At 66.0% G+C, this 17,623-nt stretch carries 15 protein-coding genes; 9 read left to right on the top strand and 6 right to left on the bottom strand.

Annotated elements, in window-relative coordinates; all coding sequences use genetic code 11:
* Nucleotides 1–30: 30 nt before the first annotated feature.
* From NR792_RS40245 to NR792_RS40225, 5 genes are all read right to left on the bottom strand, one after another.
* A complete protein-coding gene (locus NR792_RS40245) occupies nt 31–1,470 on the bottom strand; it encodes a terminase large subunit domain-containing protein (protein WP_375757975.1) in 1,440 nt (479 codons plus the stop codon).
* Nucleotides 1,460–1,915 (bottom strand): hypothetical protein, encoded by a 456-nt coding sequence (locus NR792_RS40240; protein WP_375757974.1) that lies wholly within the window; start codon nt 1,913–1,915, stop codon nt 1,460–1,462. The genes NR792_RS40245 and NR792_RS40240 overlap by 11 nt, the downstream gene beginning before the upstream one ends.
* A 504-nt stretch (nt 1,916–2,419) precedes the next feature.
* The gene (locus NR792_RS40235) at nt 2,420–2,758 is read right to left on the bottom strand and encodes a hypothetical protein (RefSeq protein ID WP_375757973.1); all 339 of its coding nucleotides are present in this window, start codon (nt 2,756–2,758) and stop codon (nt 2,420–2,422) included.
* Nucleotides 2,759–2,761: 3 nt separating this feature from the next.
* Nucleotides 2,762–3,433, bottom strand: a complete 672-nt coding sequence (locus tag NR792_RS40230; RefSeq protein WP_375757972.1) for a sigma-70 family RNA polymerase sigma factor — start codon at nt 3,431–3,433, stop codon at nt 2,762–2,764.
* Nucleotides 3,434–4,184: 751 nt separating this feature from the next.
* A complete protein-coding gene (locus NR792_RS40225) occupies nt 4,185–4,346 on the bottom strand; it encodes a hypothetical protein (protein ID WP_375757971.1) in 162 nt (53 codons plus the stop codon).
* Between NR792_RS40225 and NR792_RS40220 the strand changes: the two genes are divergently transcribed.
* Entirely contained in the window at nt 4,339–6,432 is a 2,094-nt protein-coding gene (locus NR792_RS40220; RefSeq protein WP_375757970.1) for a VapE domain-containing protein, read from the top strand. The two genes, NR792_RS40225 and NR792_RS40220, sit on opposite strands and share 8 nt — an antisense overlap.
* Nucleotides 6,433–6,539: 107 nt before the next feature.
* Here the strand turns inward: NR792_RS40220 and NR792_RS40215 are convergent, their stop codons facing one another.
* A complete protein-coding gene (locus tag NR792_RS40215) occupies nt 6,540–7,496 on the bottom strand; it encodes a hypothetical protein (protein WP_375757969.1) in 957 nt (318 codons plus the stop codon).
* Between the two features lie 611 nt (nt 7,497–8,107).
* On the opposite strand from NR792_RS40215, the gene NR792_RS40210 reads away from it, so the two are divergent.
* From NR792_RS40210 to NR792_RS40175, 8 genes are all read left to right on the top strand, one after another.
* On the top strand, nt 8,108–8,485 hold the full coding sequence (locus tag NR792_RS40210) for a hypothetical protein (RefSeq protein WP_375757968.1): 378 nt from the start codon (nt 8,108–8,110) through the stop codon (nt 8,483–8,485).
* Nucleotides 8,486–8,621: 136 nt separating this feature from the next.
* The gene (locus tag NR792_RS40205; RefSeq protein ID WP_375757967.1) at nt 8,622–10,010 is read left to right on the top strand and encodes a PD-(D/E)XK nuclease family protein; all 1,389 of its coding nucleotides are present in this window, start codon (nt 8,622–8,624) and stop codon (nt 10,008–10,010) included.
* Between the two features lie 249 nt (nt 10,011–10,259).
* Nucleotides 10,260–11,900, top strand: a complete 1,641-nt coding sequence (locus tag NR792_RS40200) for a DEAD/DEAH box helicase family protein (protein ID WP_375757966.1) — start codon at nt 10,260–10,262, stop codon at nt 11,898–11,900.
* 85 nt (nt 11,901–11,985) lie between these two features.
* Nucleotides 11,986–13,053 (top strand): DUF4062 domain-containing protein, encoded by a 1,068-nt coding sequence (locus tag NR792_RS40195; RefSeq protein ID WP_375757965.1) that lies wholly within the window; start codon nt 11,986–11,988, stop codon nt 13,051–13,053.
* 93 nt (nt 13,054–13,146) lie between these two features.
* Nucleotides 13,147–13,677 (top strand): hypothetical protein, encoded by a 531-nt coding sequence (locus tag NR792_RS40190; protein WP_375757964.1) that lies wholly within the window; start codon nt 13,147–13,149, stop codon nt 13,675–13,677.
* An 85-nt stretch (nt 13,678–13,762) separates the two neighbouring features.
* Nucleotides 13,763–15,778 carry a DNA polymerase I gene (locus NR792_RS40185; RefSeq protein WP_375757963.1) on the top strand — a complete coding sequence of 672 codons (2,016 nt, stop codon included), beginning with the start codon at nt 13,763–13,765 and terminating at the stop codon, nt 15,776–15,778.
* 32 nt (nt 15,779–15,810) lie between these two features.
* The gene (locus tag NR792_RS40180; protein ID WP_375757962.1) at nt 15,811–17,097 is read left to right on the top strand and encodes a DNA-methyltransferase; all 1,287 of its coding nucleotides are present in this window, start codon (nt 15,811–15,813) and stop codon (nt 17,095–17,097) included.
* The gene (locus tag NR792_RS40175) at nt 17,094–17,621 is read left to right on the top strand and encodes a hypothetical protein (protein ID WP_375757961.1); all 528 of its coding nucleotides are present in this window, start codon (nt 17,094–17,096) and stop codon (nt 17,619–17,621) included. Before NR792_RS40180 ends, NR792_RS40175 begins: the two co-directional genes overlap by 4 nt.
* Nucleotides 17,622–17,623: the final 2 nt, after the last annotated feature.

The following is a 17,623-nucleotide window of genomic DNA, read 5'->3' as shown; positions in this document are numbered from 1 at the left end:
TCATCCGCTCCCACAACCCCATTGCAGTCCTCACAGGCAGAAGAAGGAGTCGGCGAACACCAGCTCGTGGACGCCCCAGAGCAGGGCATCCACCCGGTCATCGCGACGGCCGTTAATGCCGCTGAATTTGGCGAGCTGCGCCTCCAGCTTCGGGAAGGTGCCCACCAGCTCAATGCGGCCCGTCTCCGCAAGGGCGCTCACCGGCTCGGCGCGCTTCGACTTCGCCTCTCGGGCGCGCACCGGCTTCACGTTGACCTGGACACCCATCTCAGAGGCCACGGTCTGGATGGTCGTCTCCACCATCTCCCCACCCGAGTTCACCTCCGCCACCAGGGCGTCGCAGCCGAAGGCCAGGTACTCGCGGATCGCGGCGGCGGCCCACTCGCGCGGCGAGCCCCGGAGGCTCGCGTCCTTCAGCACCGACACGCGCTTGAGAGGAGCCCCGTCCGTCCCGACAAGCGGACTGGTTCTCACGCCCTGGACGACGATGCCCGTCTCGTCCGAGCCCGTCTCGCTGGTGGGCGCCGGGTCCACGGACACAATGCGCCGGTCCAGTCCCCGCGCGTACTCATGTGCGTCCGCCTCCACCCTGCCCCACTTCGCCGAGCCGAAGATGGCGCCGGGTACGTCCATGAGCAGCCGTCCCAGGACCTCCTGCTGGCCCCAGCGCGTGTGCATGAGGGCGCGCATGGTGGCAACGGCGCTGGGCGCCAGGTTGGCGCGGTTGGCCAGGGAGGAGCCCGTGCGCAGCACCACGCCGGGCCGCAGGGCCTTCGACTCCGCATCAGCGAAGAGCAGCTCCTCCAGCTTCTTCAGCGGGCGGGGCGTCCCGGTGAGCAGCAGCTGGGGCGGGCGCGCCGCGGTGCCGATGCGCAGCACCATGGGGAGCTGGTCCAGCGCCGCCATCTCGTGCTTCCAGCTGGCCGGCTCGTCGCCCCAGGCCCAACCGCAGTTGGGGCCGCGAAGCCGGTCCGGCTTATCCGCCGAGTAGCAGATGGCGTAGACGCCATTGGGCCACGTCACGCGCCGCTTGCTGGGCTCGTACACCGGCAGGAACCAGGGCGGAGACAGCGCCAGGATGCCGCTGGAGCCGCGAATCATGGTGTCGCGCACGTCGGCCGCCGTGGGGCCGATGAGGGCACCAATCGTCTTCGCCTCGCGGGCCTTCTGAATTACCCACCGGGCCCCGCTCCACGTCTTCCCGAAGCCTCGCCCCGCCATGATGAAGCAGGTGGAGAAGGAGGCCGGGGGCACCTGCTCGCGGCGCGCCCAGAAGTCCAGGTCGTGGACGAGCGTTTCCACCTCTGGATGGGTCAGCTTCCCGAAGAGGCGCTCGAGGCCCTGGCGCGTGCCCGCGTGCTTCACCAGGTACGCTGCGGGGGACTCGTCCGGGGCGAGCTTCTCCAGCATCCCGGAGAAGAGCAGGCGCTTGCGGTGCGCGGCCTCCCAGTCCAGGGCCTCACGGAGCATCGCCGCCCCCTACCCCGCTGGCGTCCGGCGTGGGCTCCGGAGCATCCGGCAGGAAGCGGCCCAGCCGCTCCATGAGGAGTTCGCGCAGGGCGACCTCGTCGGCGGCCTTGTCCTCGGGCGCCTTCTCCTCGACGTTGTCGCGCCGTCCGTACAGCTCCGGGAAGCGACGGGAGAGCAGCCACTGGACGTGCTTCGGGTTGTGGGCCGCTGCCGCCATCAGCATGTCCGTGGCGGACTGCATGAACCTCGCTTCCGCCGCGCTCACCGCGAGGTGGAAGTCGCGGTAAACGCCGCGTTCCTCCCCCGCACCACGGTGAAACCAGCGCGAAAGCGTCTGCTCGTTGATGCCGACGAGGCCCGCCACGGCTCTACGGAAGAGGCCGCGCTCCAGGTGGCCGCAGATAAGTGCCTGTAACTCGGGGGTCAGCTTGGAGGGGCGAGCCATTTCCCCTGAGAAATGGGGGCGGTTTCGCGGAAGAATTCGGCCTTACGCCCGACAAAACTCAGGGCGGCGCGGGCCGGGGCTGATTTTTCTCAAGATTTTTCGAGCGTGGGGGCCCGCCGAGCAAGGCGGAAAAGGGACGACCGTCCCAAATCTGGACCCGGGGGGCTACACAGGATCTGCCCTGGACAGCATCAACAGGACCGCGCGGTGATGGCCTGTTGAGCAGTGACTTCCCTGCGCGCATTCTTCGTCCATGGAAACCAAGAAAGTGTCCATCACCAAGAGTGCAGGTGCGCCGCTCCCCGGAAGCAAGGCACTGGTTTGGGGCAACAACGCGGCTTGGCTCTGCACAACGGAAGGGTGCGAGGAACTACTTGGCGGGCGCACTGGCGACACGGAGATCCTGGTGACATGCCGTGGCTGCCGGTCCCGCTACGAGATCCTCCGAACCGTGAACAAGAACGGTGGCTTGAACCTCGGGCCAGCGACAGGCGTCAGGCGGCTCTAATCTGACTGGGTGCGTGCCACTTGGTCGCGTAAGGCCAGGGCCACGATGCGCTCGTGGCAGGCCAGGAAGTCCACGCAGGACACCGCCCAGCGCCGCGTATACGCCCCGCCCTCGCACGTTTCCGTGACGGCCAGGGCTCCGGCGACCCTCGGCACCTGGACGCCGCACAGGACGCAAAGCGCGGCGTGCTGGTTGCGACGCAGCTCCGGCGCCTTGTCAGCGCACGCGAGGTGACGCGGCCCCGCCCCCAGCGTGTACTCGATGCGCTCGCCCTTCAGCACGGGCGCACCGCATGCGGCACAGGGGCCGCCACGCTGGGCGACGAGGACGGGCATCAGTCAGTCGCCCATGTCCGACAGGCGCTCGCGGAGCTGCTCGTGGGCACGGGCCAGCAGCACGTCCAGTCGGCTGCGTGGCTCGTTCCAGTCCTCGGCCACCTCGCGGATGCCGCACGCCTCCTGCCCCAGGCCATGGACGCGAGTCACCAGCTCTCGCAGCTTGGGGTCCAGCCGCAGCACCTCACGCCGGAGCCGCGCGCACTCCTCGCGCAGCGCGAACAACTCCTCGACGGTGGCCACCTCCAGCGCCAGGGCCGCGTCGTGCATCTGCGTCAGCGAGCCGGGCAGTGACTCTGCCGCGTCGTCGCGGCTCACCAGTGGCATGGGCCGCGTCTTCGGCTGGCCCTTGCGCCCGCGCTGGGCTGCGTCCGAGGGACGGACGTCCGCGTAGTGCAGGCGGATCTGCTCCATGATGGCCCGCCGCGCTCTCCACTCCACCCAGGTGGAGAACGTCTGCCGGCCGCGCTTCTCGGGCTTGTACGTCTCCACGGCCTTGAGCGCTTCGAGGAGCGCTACCTGGACGAGGTCATCCTCCAGCAGCGACCCGCTGAGCTTGTCGTAGCCACGGGCCTGCCGCCGCAGCTGGGGCTCCAGCAGGCGCAGCAGCGCGTCCACCAGCTGCCGGGCCCGCGCGGACTCGCCCGCCGCATGGCGCCTGTGAATCTCGCTCACCAGCTCATCCGGGCTCGGCCGCGACGCTCCACTGCGTGAAACATGAAACTCCCGCTTCGCTGCACTGCCCTTCTTCACGCCTTGCCCCTCTCGCGCGTTGAGAAACACGCCGTTCCCCATGCGACAATGTGCGCAGCACCCAGCAAGACACCTGCCATGTCACGCAGGGAGGGCATGCCTCCGCTATGCGTGAAACATCCACGCACTTGTGACATGGCGGGATACAGGGCGTGCCGACTTGCTGTGTCCGGATGGACCCACATGGTTGCCTCCAACGGCCAGGACCTGGGGAGTAGCATCGCCGTCTGACACGGCGTCTCGCGCCGCCATCACCCGGCAGGTCACCAGCCCCTCCCCTGTAGATGGGGGCGGACTCAGGCCGTGGCGGATCAATCACGCTGCGCGGCAGCCTGGCGCGTGGTGCACAGCCCAGGAACGACGTCCTAAACCCTTACGCGCGATCATGTAGGACTTCCCTACGCGCGCGTGTGTATCTTTCCTCCTTATTCCTACCTCATCTTTCTAAAGGGTTTAGGAAATGGGGTGGTGGTGGTGGCGCCACGCGCTGCGGAAGTGCATCGCACGTCACACGTCACAGGTGGCACACCCCTCGCGTGCGATGTGCCAGCGCGAGAAATCTGAGCCACCACATAAAACCACCCCCATTCAATCAGCATGAGCGCGCCTGCGGCTGTCACAGCCACACCCGTCACACCCAGGTTCCACCGCGAGGCCTGGACATGCTGATCGCCTACTTCGATGACGTCACCGACACGAAGCCCAAGCACCAGGACGTCACCTGGGAGGAGCTGAAGCAGCTTCTCACCACGCACACCGTGTCGCCTTGCGCGCCCTGCGTGGGCCATGGGTGCCAGGCGAAGCGGAAGCAGCGCTGCTGGTCGCCCGTGGACATTGGCACCCGGCGCCTGGATAGCGAGGTGCGCGCCGTCACAGCCCTCGTCTTCGACGTGGACGCGGTCCAGGAGGCGCAGCTGGAGGAAGCGTCAAAGCGCCTGGAGGGCTACGCAACCATCACCCACACCACGCATGGGCACCGGCCGGGCCACATCAGCCTGCGCATTGTCCTGCCGGTGAGCCGCCCCATCCTCAGCGCGGAGTGGCCGACGGTACGCGAGGAAGCGGAGCGGCTGCTGGCCATGCCGGCGGACCCCACCACCCGCAACCTGTCTCGCCTCTACCTGCTGCCCAACCACTCGGGCGAATTCGAAGCGGGCGCCGAAGCCACGGCGGGCAAGCCCGTGGACGTGGACGCGCTGCTCGCGACGGCGCGCGCCAGGACCAGGCCAGCCGTGCCGATGCAGCCCGTGGCGCCGGCCCTGGAGAACGCTGCGGACCTTTTCGACCTGCGCGCCCTCCTCCGCCGTGTCCGCAAGCCGGAGCACCGCGAACTCATCCGCCGTACGCTCGCAGGCGAGCCGCTGGCCACTCGCGGCATGCAAGACACCACGCTCAACTCGCTGATGAGCTGCTGCGCCTTCGTCCTGCCCCAGGAGACGCCGGAGGAGGTCGTCCTGGAGCTGTTCCGGAACAGCTTCGCGGCTACCGACTGGGGCGAGGGCACGGAGCACCTGGTGGAGCAGGCCCGCCTCAAGCTGCGTCGACACCGCGCACGCCGCATGGACGTGGACGCGAAGCGCATCGCGGACAACGAGGCCATCTGGCGCGCGCTCGGCACTCACCCACCTGCGCCCAAGGGGCCGGCCCTGCCACTGGAGGAGGGAGAGGAAGACCCGGAGGCATGGGGCCGCAACCTCGTCGTGGACGTCAGCAGCAAGGGCGAGAGCCGCATCCGCAACTGCGAGGCGAACATTTTCACGGTGCTGCTGTCGTCGCCCGAATGGCGTGGCGTGCTGCGCTTCAACGAGGTGAACAAGCGCCTGGAGTTCGAGGGCGGCCCGCTGCCACCCGGCATCGACCCCGAGACGCTGGACGTCGAAATCACCAACTGGCTTCAGCAAAGCGAGTACGGGCGCCTCGGGCTCCAGCCCAAAGCGGCCGTCGTCGCTCCTCAGCTCCTCGCGGTAGCGAAGCGCAACCGCTACGACCCGGTCGCGGACTACCTGAACGCCCTGGAATGGGATGGGACGCCGCGTCTCAACGGCATGCTGCAGCGCTACTTCGGCGCCCAGGGTGACGAGGCCCACCTGCACACCATCGGTGCCAAGTTCGCCATCGGCGCCGTGGCGCGGGCACTCAAGCCGGGCTGCAAGGTGGACACCGTCCTCATCCTCGAAGGGCCCCAGGGCCTGCGGAAGTCCACGGCCTTCCGAGAGCTAGCCGCGCCGTGGTTCAGCGACGCGCCTATCGACGTCCACAACAAGGACTCGGCCATGCTGGCGTCCCAATTCTGGTTCATCGAGCTGGCGGAACTCTCCACGCTGCGCCGAGCGGAGAACCAAGCCCTCAAGGGTTTCATCAGCCGCACTGAGGACACGTATCGGCCGCCCTACGGACGCGCCAACGTGAAGACGGCGCGGCGTTGCATCTTCGTGGGTACGACGAACGACGACGCGTACCTGCGGGACCCAACGGGACATCGTCGCTTCTGGCCTGTGCGCTGCACGAGCATCGATATTGAGGGGCTACTCCAAGACCGGGAGCAACTCTGGGCGGAGGCCGTGCTTCGCTTCAAGCAGGGCGAGCCCTGGTGGCTGTCCGAGGAGGAGGCGCAGCGTGCGGAAGCACAGGCGGCGCTTCGGGCAGAGGGGGCAGGTGACGGGCGAGAGGAGGCTATCGTCCAGTGGCTCCTTCTCATGCCGAAGGAGCGGCGCCCCACCGAGGTATCCATTCTTCAGGTAGCAACCGAAGCGCTTGGCATGCCCACTGCGCACGTGGACCACCGCATCTCAACGGAGATTGGCACGTGCCTCGTCGCGCTTGGTTTCGAGAAGCACCAGCGCCGAATGGACGGGCGGCGGCCTCGCATGTATCGCACGCCAGACGACATTCTAAAAACACCCACCAAGCAGCGAACATAGGGACAGTTCCCCCAAGAGCACCCGCCAGGCAGAGCTGCCATCCAACAACTCTGCTTGGCGGCCCACTTGGCAGGGACTAATTCTCTCGGGCAGTTCCACTGGCTTCCTCAAAACCTCAGGACCAACTCCCCGCTAAAATCGAACTCAGCATCGTCATTAATAAAACCGGCGAAATAGCTTGCTGGAGGAGGGCCGTTCTCAACAGCCACATCCCCCCATGCATGAATTCCTATTGCCCGCATATCCGATCCAACAATCAACGCACCGGAGTCTCCACCCTTCGTAAATCCGCCTGAGGTTTTATATGTCTCAGGAAACGTCCTACCGGGCATAAACACAGTTGCGCGCCCCACAATAGTTCCCTCGGTGACCCCGCTGGTGGCCCCAGACTTCATCACCTTTTCCTCGGCCACAGGAGCCCTCACCCCCGTGATATCTCCAAGCCCTCGAAGCCTGTAGCGCGAAACTGTCACGGCCGGCGGCTTTCGAGCACCGAGATGATCAACATCAACCTCGCCCAATGCGACATCGCACCGAACCTTAAGGTCAGTCATCGGGACCGCATCCATTAAAGAACCAAATTTCCGCCCTTTATGACTCAGAACATCCCCCCTCACCCCCGTATCATTCTGAGCAATCACATGATTATTCGAGACTATGCCATCAAGACTCAACAGATCATACTGCCTCTCGCCCTGCACGACGATTCGCACCGCACCAATAAGCGAAACCGTCCCATAATAAGTTGGAGCTCGCGAGCTCGTAACGGCGTCTCCACCCATGACATCGACTGTCTTTTCCCCATCCACAACCATGGGATTCACTGGCGTCGTTGAGGCAACGTTGCCTACTTGCTCTTCAATGCGTGGGCCTTTGCGCACAATAATCTTAAACCCGTCGCTCTTCAGTGCCGTCAGCGACTCCAGTCTCTCACCAATCTCCCCTGCCGTAATGATGATGGTGCCCGGGTCGCTATAGTCGAATCCGACACTCCGAACAGACTTGTCATCACCAATCATACGAACAACTTGCGCAATCGCATCCAATCCGGCTTTTTCGTCCATGGTCGCTCCCTCCCCAACAAATACTTACCACGCGAAATACCCAACCGCTTGGCATCAAACTTCACTGTTCAGAATGCTTCACAAATGGCGGCTCGTGGGTGACCAGCCACCGACTTGCCCTGCCGACCAGCACAGAGGCACTCTACTAAATTGATTGCCCCCATTAAGTGGGGGGGAATCCATCCTCCGAGGGGCCGAAGCAGTGCGCCGTAGAGAGCGGTTCCCTCAGGAGCCTGTCCGTCTCCCAGCTGCGGAAGTTCGCCCTCTGCCAGCGCGTGGTTCTTCGCCAAGGTCCTCCGGCTGCCTGAGCGGCCCCTCAAGGCCCGGGACGTTGGCACCGCCGTCCATGCCCAGTTGGAGCACTACCTGCGCACGGGCAGGACGTGCTGGGCCCCCTCGCGGTGGCCAGTAAGCATCTTGATGTGCGGGCGCGGCCTTTGTATCTTCAAGCAGCGCGTCGCCCACGCGTAACCCCAGTCGGCCGGCCCATGCTCGGCCTTGCAGTCGGGGCAAAGGGGAGCCTTCTCCTCGGGTCGAGCTGTCGTCCGTCCTCTCGCCCTTGGCGTCGAGGAGCATGGGTCCGCGCGCCTCGGGAACCGAGGGATTGAACGATGACAGCGAAGTCCGACCTGAAGCAGCGAATTCGTGAGCGCATGGCGAAGACGGGCGAGAGCTACACCATCGCCCGGATGCATGTGCTCGGCCTTCTCGCGGGCTCTGCCGGGGAACCCACCGTGAAGAGTCGGCCCGAACCTGAAAGGGTCTACCCCCTAGACATTGGAATCAGCCGGTACTGGGCCCGAGAGTTGGAGGTCCTCGTCCCGGCGGCCGATCCGAAAGGCGGGCCCTTCTCCGAAGTGCAGGGTGTGCCCGCAACGGAAGTTGCCTCGATGCTGAGCAAGGGGTTCCGGAAGCTGACCTCGGATGAAGAAGACGAGGCTTATGGCGAGGCTGAGGACTTCACTGCGGATTGGTCGCACGGTGATTAGTAAGACAACCGTGAATATCTCCGAAAGCTGTTTTGCCTATAACTGCTAGGCGAAACCAGCTCCTCGCGTGTTCTCACGCTGCGTTTGGCTCTGAAGTCACACGGTAAGGGCCACGGCCGGATGCTGCCCCCATTCAATGGGGGTGAGTACCGCCCCTGAAGGACCAACACGGCACGCCGTTGAAGCGGGCGTCCTCCGCTACCTGTCCGTCTCCCAGCTGCGGAAGTTCGCCCTCTGCGAGCGTGCGTGGTTCTTCGCCAAGGTCCTGCGGCTGCCTGAGCGGCCCCTCAAGGCCCGGGACCTTGGCACCGCAGTCCACGCCCAGCTTGAGCACTACCTGCGCACGGGCGAGGACGTGCTGGGCCCCCTCGCGGCGGCCGGCAAGCACCTGCTACCCGCCCCAGGTCCGGATCTCCTCGTGGAGGAGCACTTCGGCCAGCCCTCCCCGCTCTTCGCGGACGGCATCCCGCTCACCGGCTACATCGACCTCGTCAACCCGCGACGCCTCGCAGAGGGCGTGCTGCGCGTCACGGACCACAAGACTACGAAGTCCATCGCCAGCTACGCCGCCACGCCCGAGCAACTCGCCTCCGCCGCGCATGACTCCGGCATCCAGATGGTGGGCTACGGCTACTGGGCCGTCCTCGCCGCTGAGCGCTTCCCGGGACTGAAGCGGCTGGAACTGGAGCACCTCTACTTCCAGACCCACGGCGCGAAGCTCACCCGCTCCGTTGTCGCAACCGTCAGCGTCGAGCACGTCCGCGACGAGTGGCACACGCACGTCGAGCCGCTGGCGCGCCGCATGCGCGACGTCGTGCGGGCCACGTCCCCCAGCCAGGTCAAACCCACCTGGAGCGCCTGCCAGAAGTACGGCGGGTGCTCCTTCCAGGCGCAGTGCCTCAACTCGCAGTCGCAAGGAAGCAAGCCCATGGCCCTGATGGATCGCATCCTGAAGCCCCAGACTCCGCCCACGCAGCCCGCCGCGTCCGCCCCCGTGACGGCCTCCACGCCGCCCGTCCATGCCCAGGCGGCCCCGGAGCTGGAGCTGGCGGCGGTGCTGCCTCCGGACGCGCCCAAGAGCAACCCGGCGCTCGCGTCCATCCCCGCGCCCGAGACGCCCGCCCAGGCCGCCAGCAACGAGGCCCCGCGCCGCAAGCGACGGACGAAGGCGGAGATGGAGGCCGCCCGCGCTGGGGAGCCTACGCGGCCCGCCGAGGCCAGCCTGTCCCTCTACGTGGACTGCGTGCCCAACTGCCCCGCGGAGCCGCTGGCCGGCTACGTCGGCCGCATGGTGGCGAAGATTGAGCAGGAATGCGGCGTCGTAGACATCCGCGTCGCCCCCAACGACTCGCCCCTGGCCTACGGGAAGTGGAAGGGCGTCCTGGCCGCCACCATCCGCGCCGAGCTGCCCGAGCCCGGCACCTACGCCGCCCTGGGCGTGGCCGGCAGCGAGCTGATGCAGGTGGCCGTGGAGGTCCTGGAGCCGCTGTGCGGCACGGGGCACTTCGTCCGGGGCGTCCGGTAGCGAGGGCCGCCCGTGAAGCTCCTCCAGCGCCTTGGCGTGCCCCAACCGCCGTCTCCGCTCCCGAGTGACGTGCCCCAGGTAGCCGAGAACTACTCACGCACTGGCCGCTCGCCCGTGGGCTGGTCCTCGGACCTGGCCCGCATCCTCGCCCTGCCCCGCCGCGTCCTGGCCGCGTCCTACACGATGGCAGACGTCGAGGCGCTGGAGGCCCAGCTGCGCGCCCCTGCAGGCCCGTGTGGCTGCGCGGCTATGTCCCCTGCCCGGCCCTGCCCCACGCGTCTGCGGCGCGTCCAGGCCCTGGCGCTGCTGGAGACATCCCGCGTAGGTGGCTTACTGGGCCCCATCGGCACCGGCCACGGCAAGGAGCTGACGACATTACTCATGCCCATGGTGATGCCGGGCTGCCGCGTGGCGTGCCTCTTCATCCCCGCCAACCTGCTGCCCCAGTTCACGGCGGAGTGGGACTACTACGGCGCTCACTGGCGCTTGCCGAACCTCGCGGGCGGGCGCTGGTTCCGGCCTGGCCTGCCGGTGCTGCACGTCATCACCTACAACAAGCTCTCCAGCCAGGAAGCGACGGATTTGCTGGAGCGCATCCGCCCGGACCTCGTCATCCTCAACGAGGCACACAACCTCAAGGACCCGAAAGCCTCGCGCACCGGGCGATTCCTCCGCTACTTCGACAAGCGTCCGGAGACGCGGCTCGTGGCCCTGTCCGGCACGTTCGCGTCCAAAAGCATCAAGGACTACGCGCACCTGTCGCGACTGGCGCTGCGTGAGGGCTCTCCCCTGCCGCTGGCCCACCACGTCGTGGAGGAATGGGGCACCGCGCTGGACCCGGGCAAGGTGATAGCCCCACCTGGCGCGCTGGAGCGGCTGTGCGAGCCCGAGGAGCACGTCCGTGAGGGCTTCCGGCGCCGCCGCAACGACACGCGCGGCGTCGTCGCCACGGACGAGAGCGCCCTAGACAAGCCGCTCATCATCCGCCCGCGCTACCCGGGGCCGGTGCCCGCCGAGTTGCTGGCGCTCATTGAGCTGGCGCACGGTGGCGAGCGACCGGACGGGGAGCAGTTCCAGGAGCAGCTCCAGGCCATGGCCTGCGCGCGGCAGCTGTCGGCCGGCTTCTACCATCGCTGGCGCTACCCCCGGGGCGAGCCACCGGAGCTGATCGAGGAGTGGTTCGCGAAGCGGAAGGCCTGGAACAAAGAGGTGTGGGAGGAGTTGAAGGGCGAGCGCCGCGAGCACCTCGACTCGCCGGGCCTGATCACCAAGGCGGCCATCCGCGCGCACATGATGCCTCCCTACGAAGGCGACAAGCCGGTTTGGCAGGCGGCAACGTGGATGGACTGGGCGGGAATTCACGACGCGGTGCAGCCCGAGCCCCAAGCCGTATGGGTGTCGGACTTCCTCGTGCAGGACGCAGCGGAGTGGGCGCGGACCCAGGTCGGAATCGTCTGGGTGGAGTTCCCGGAGCTGGGGGAGAGGATTGCCCGCGCCGCTGGCGTGCCGTTCTACGGAGGGGGACGTACGGCGTCCGAGGCAATCCTCCAGGAGAGCGGGCGGCGCTCCATCGTCGCGAGCATCAAAGCGCACGCGACGGGGAAGAACCTCCAGCAGTTCTGCCGTAATCTCGTCGTGACGCCGCCTTCGGACGGAGCCCTCTGGGAGCAACTCCTCGCGCGCACGCACCGTCCCGGGCAGCAGGCGGCGTGCATCGAGGTAGAGGTGTGCCTACATACGCAAGATTACGTCAACGCCTTTGCGACCGCGCAGGAGCGAGCTCGATTCATCCAGCAAACGGATGGACAACCGCAAAAGATGCTCGTTTGGCCAGACACGCGCGATGGGATTGATTTGCACCATGGGTCACCCCACACCCACGGAGATTAAATTTCCGCCTTTTCTAACGTCAAGTAATCTTCAAGTTGAGCGCGCCAGAGGTAAATCTTCAGACGCTTAAAACAGCGAGAGCCCAATGGCAATTCCGAGAATTTTCATCAGCTCCACGTATTACGACCTAAAGTACATCAGATCATCTCTTGAACTATTCATCAGCACGCTAGGCTACGAGGCAGTTCTCTCAGAGCGCGGAGATGTAACCTACACGCCCGACCAAGCATTGGATCAGTCATGCTATCGAGAAGTCCAGAGCTGCGACATCTACGTCCTCATAGTGGGAGGACGATACGGTTCAGAAGCCAGTGCGACAAAAACGGACCAACAGAAAACACCATCCGAACACTACGAAAGCATAACAAGGACGGAATATCGAGCCGCCATAGACAAGGACATTCCAGTATACATCCTCATCGAAAAATCCGTAAACGCAGAATACGTCACCTACTTAAAAAACAAGAACAACAACGACATTTCATACGCCCATGTCGACTCGGTGAATGTTTTTAGGTTTATTGAAGAGATATTCTCAAAGCCTCGCAACAATCCAGTCTATCCATTTGACAAATACTCAGACATCGAGGAATGGCTTCGCCTTCAATGGGCTGGATTATTCAGAGAACTGCTCCTTAAGATGTCGACCCAACAGCAAATTTCCAGTATAGCGGCGCAAGTCTCTTCGCTAACAGAGATTAGCCAAACCCTGCGCCATTATTTGGAAGAGGTTGTTTCCACTGTCTCTCCCCAAAAAGCCGAGAGCATAATTGACACCGAAAAAGAGCGCCTAAGCGAAGCCAAGACATTATCAAGACTGAAAGACAGTGGACTTACAGGCTATGTTCATAATTATTTCGGGATCAAGCTCGAAGACATAAAGCAGTGCTTGCTTGACGCCACCACCAGTCGCGACCTGTTCAAGCGACTGTCCGAAAAGGTTGCCGATCCCAAGCAGGGGGAATATCTGTTTTCGATGTTCACCGGCTATCTCGACCGCAGACACCCCGACTTCCTGAGAGATTTGGACGAGGCCTTTCGCATCGTTGGAAGACAGCCTTTCGACAATCCGACCCACGTAGATCAAACCATTGGACCTGCCTCTCCCAGGAAGAAGCCGTCCCGCAAAAAGGCATCTAGACCCAAGACCTGACAAGCGGTTCACGGTCTATCAGCCCGATATAATTGCCCCCATTAAGGGTGGGACGTCCTTCCGAAGTCCCACCCTTAATGGGAGCACTGCAGCATGAGCAACGCGGCACTTTCGCGAATTGTCAGCGCCCAGGCGGCGCTTGGCGCGCAGTACCTCAAGGCCGGCCGCTACCGGCTGGAGGTGCAGTCCATCCGCACCAAGGACGGCTTCAAAGGCCTGTCCGCCATTGCGGAGCTGAAGGTGGTATCCGCAGAGCGGACGCAGCCCACCAGCGAGCCCAGCCGCATCGGCATGGTGGCCTCCTACGTGGAGAACCTCTCCGACGCGAAGAAGAATGGTGGCGGGCGCTTCAAGGCCTTCGTTATGGCGCTGGCTGGCGCCGAGGAGCAGGAGCTGTCCCTGGAGCAGCTCGCCAAGTTCACGGGCGACAAGCAGGCCGGGGCTTTTCTCCTCATCGACTGCGAGGTCTTTCCCAAGACGCTGCCCGAGAAGGACGGTAAGCCCGGGAAGGTCATCGAGGGCTACCGCTGGAGCACCGTCAGCCCCACGGACGACGAGCTGGCAGCCATCGAAGCGAAGCGCGCCGAAGCGAAGCTGCCGGCCCTCACCGTCGCCCTGGCCTGAGCAGTCCCCTCCCCCAACGCTGCTGAGTACCTGGCGCGACTCCCCTACCGCCACGGCTGGCCCACGACACGGGCCTCTTCGTGTTGTGCCCACCTCCCTCTTCAGCTTCGACACCGAGACGCACCTGATTCAACCCGGGCTCCTCGCACCGCCGCTCGTCTGCGCCTCTCTCGCGCATGCGGAACCGGGCAGCGAGCGCCTTCTCTCCACAGCCCAGGCGCGTGACTGGTTCCGAGATGCTCTCTCCTCCCCAAGCATCCACCTGACGGGCGCCAACCTCGCCTACGACCTGGGCGTCATGTGCGCGGATGACGCGCGGCTCGTGGATGCTGTCTTCGATGCTGCCGAAGCCGGCCGCCTGCACGACGTGGCCATCCGCGAGGCACTCATCGACATCGCCCGAGGACTGCACGGCGTTGACCCGGAGACGGGCCGCCAGTTGGGGGACGACGAGGGCGCCCGCTATCCGCTCTCCCTCCTGGTGGAGCGCCACCTGGGCCTCGACATCAGCGCGGAGAAGAAAGCTCCGGACGCCTGGCGCCTGCGCTACGCGGAACTCGACGACGTGCCGCTGGAGCAGTGGCCCGCCGCCGCCGTGGCCTACCCGAAGCGGGACGCCCGCTTCACGTTGGATGTCCACCTCGCCCAGGAGCACCTCGCGGCCACTGTCCCCAACGGCGGCAACCTCCACGCGGAAGGCGACCAGGTCCGCGCCGCCCTGGCGCTGCACTTCGCTTCCATCTGGGGGCTGCGGACTCACGGCGGGCGCGTCGCGGAGCTGCGGCAGCGCGTGGAGACGGAGTGGAGCGCCAACCGAGCCCGATTCCTCGCAGCGGGCATCTTCCGGCCCGACGGGTCCAAGAATGCGAAGCGCCTCTCCGCTCTCGTGTCCGCCGCCTACAACGGCACGCCGCCCGTCACCTCGCCCTCGGAGCGCTTCCCGGACGGCCAGGTGGCCACCGACAGGGACACGCTCCTCGACTCGGGCGATCCGCTGCTGGAGGAGTTGGGCAAGGCCGGCAAGGTGGACAAGTACCGCTCCACCTACCTGGGCAAGCTGGAGGCTGGCGTCGCGGTGCCGCTCAACCCGCGCTTCAACGTCCTCGTCTCCACCACGCGCGTCTCCAGCGACTACCAGCAGCTCCCCCAGAAAGGCGGCGTCCGAGAGTGCCACGAGGCCCGCCCTGGCTTCGTCTACTGCTCCGTGGACTACGCGGGCCTAGAGCTGCGCACCATGGCCCAGCGAGCCATCTGGGACGTGGGCTGGTCGCGCATGGCGGAGGCTCTGCTGACCAAGGAAGACGTCCACACGTCCGCCGCCGCGACATTCCTGGGCGAGAGCTACCTCGCCCTGCTGCCGCGTGTGAAGGCGAAGGACGCCACGGCTACGTCCTTCCGCGCGCTCGCCAAGGTCTTCAACTTCGGCAAGGGCGGCGGCATGGGCGCGGGCGCCATGGCCTACCACGCGCGGGCGAAGGACGACGTCCGCTTCTGCCTGCTGGCCAAGGTGGCGCAGACGTGCGGTGTGGAACGCGTGCCTGTGCGCGTCCAGGGCAAAGTGAAGATGGTCTGCGCCGCGTGCGTGGAAGTCTCCCAGCGCTATGGCGACAGGTGGATGGACGCATGGCCCGAACAGCGGGAGCTGTTCTCCCGCGCCAGCCGCCTCACCTACGGCGGGCAGCTCGTGGACGTGCTCATTCCCGGGGCCGACATCCTCCGGGGCGGGTGCGGCTACACGCAGTGGCTCAACACACCGTTTCAAGCCCTCGGCGCCGTGGGGGCGAAGCTGGCCACCTGGCGCGTCGCTCGCGAGATGTATACGGCCCGGCGCTCCCCTCTCTGGGGCTCGCGGCTCGTCCTCATGGTGCACGACGAGCTGGTGGCGGAGCTGCGCGCGGACTGCCCCAACCGGCTGCACGACGCCGCCGAGCGCATGGCGCACCTCATGCGGCAGGCCATGCGGGAGACGACGCCGGACCTCTCAGATGCCATCGAGGCGGAGCCCGCCCTGTCGCGCGTGATGTCGAAGGACGCCGCCACCGTGCGCGACGCTGCAGGGCGCCTTCTGGTGTGGGAGCCCGAGGTGAGAGTCGCGGCGTAATCGCCCACGCGGATTGCCCCCATTGCAGTGAGGTGAAGACAGAACTCCTCACGGAACGAATCGCACTGTTTCAGGGCGATGCAGCTCAAGTCGCCCAGGTGCTCTCTCCCAACAGCATCGACGCCATCGTCACCGACCCGCCAGCTGGAATCGGGCTCCTGGAAAAGGATTGGGACAGTGACAAGGGAGGCCGCGACCAGTGGGTGTCGTGGCTCGCGGGTGTCATGCGCGAAGCCTTCCGCGTGCTCAAGCCTGGGGGACACGCCCTCGTCTGGGCACTGCCGCGCACGTCGCACTGGACGGCTACCGCGCTCGAGGACGCGGGCTTCGAGGTGCGCGACATCCTCATGCACCTCTTCGGCACGGGTTTTCCCAAGTCGCTCGACGTCGCCCAGGCCATCGACAAGCAGAAGGGCAACCGGGATGAGGTGCTCGTCGTCACCCGCTGGATTGCCGAAATGCGGGACAAGGCCGGCCTGACAAACGCCCAACTCAACGCGGCGCTCGGCCTTCGCGGGATGGCTGGCCACTGGACGAGCCAAGGCGCCCAGCCCTACGTGCCGCACCGGCAGCACTGGCTGGCGCTCCTCAAGCTCTTCGGAGTCACCGAACCGCCAGAGCCGATCCGCTCGATTGCTGAACGCATCATCGCGGAGAAGGGCAAGCCGGGCCCCAACTGGTTCCAACGCGCCGTTACCGGGCAGCACCAGGAAGCGTCCGCAGGCCAGCGCTGGCGCTCCAGGAACGGTTTCAACGCCAACCTGGCGCCCAAGGAGCGCCGTGACGAGCCGGCCACGGAGGCCGCACGCCAGTGGCAGGGATGGGGCACCGCCCTCAAGCCCGCTGCGGAGCACTGGATCCTCGTACGCAAGCCCCTCTCCGGCACGGTGGCGGCGAACGTCCTGAGCCACGGCACCGGAGCCCTCAACATCGAGGCGTGCCGCGTCTCCAGTGACGGGAAGGAGCGTTGGCCGGCCCACGTCACGTTTGACGAGAAGGCTGCCTCGTACCTGTCCGACGAGGTGTCGCGGTTCTTCTACGTGGCCAAGCCCTCGCGCTCGGAACGACACGCGGGAACCGGGCTCAACACCCATCCCACCGTGAAGTCCATCGCGCTCATGCGGTGGCTGTGCCGGCTGGTGACGCCTCCGGGCGGCGTGGTGCTCGACCTCTTCGCAGGTAGCGGCACGACGGGCGTCGCGGCCCTCGCCGAGGGCTTCGAGTTCGTCGGCATTGAGCGTGAGGCTGAGTACTTGGCGCTCGCGAAGGCGCGCCTCGAGCACGCCCTGACGCAGGGATGCGACGAGGCGACGCCATGAAGCTCGTCTCCATCGACCCTGGGCTCCGGCATTGCGGCGTGGCCCTCTTCGACATGCCCTCCGCGTCCCTGCTCTGCGCGGGACTGCCGAAGAACCCCGAGCCCGCCCACGGTGTGCTGTCCCTCGCCTCCTGGGCATCCATGGCCGGCGCAGTGCAGGCATGGCTTCGCCCGCGCGTCCACGAGGATCCCTTCCAACTCGTCATCGAGTTGCCCCGCGTCTACGCCGCTGCGCACCAGCGGGGTGATCAGAACGACCTCATCCAGCTTGCCGGCGTCGTTGGCACGCTCGGCGGGGCACTGGCGCCCGTCACGGAGCGCCGGAGCGTCTTCCCACGGGAGTGGAAGGGCACCCTCGACGCGGACGCGTTCATCGAGCGCATCAAGCAGCGCCTGGCCTCCGCCGAGCACCTTCGCGTCGAGCTGCCAGCCGCGCAGGACCTCCACCACAACGTCTGGGACGCCATTGGCATTGGGCTGCACGCGCTCAGCCGGCTTGCCCCCCGCCGCATCTTCCCCAGGTAGCC

Source organism: Corallococcus exercitus, from assembly GCF_042231735.1.
Classification (GTDB): domain Bacteria; phylum Myxococcota; class Myxococcia; order Myxococcales; family Myxococcaceae; genus Corallococcus; species Corallococcus exercitus_B.
This window is presented reverse-complemented; position numbering and strand designations above follow the sequence as displayed.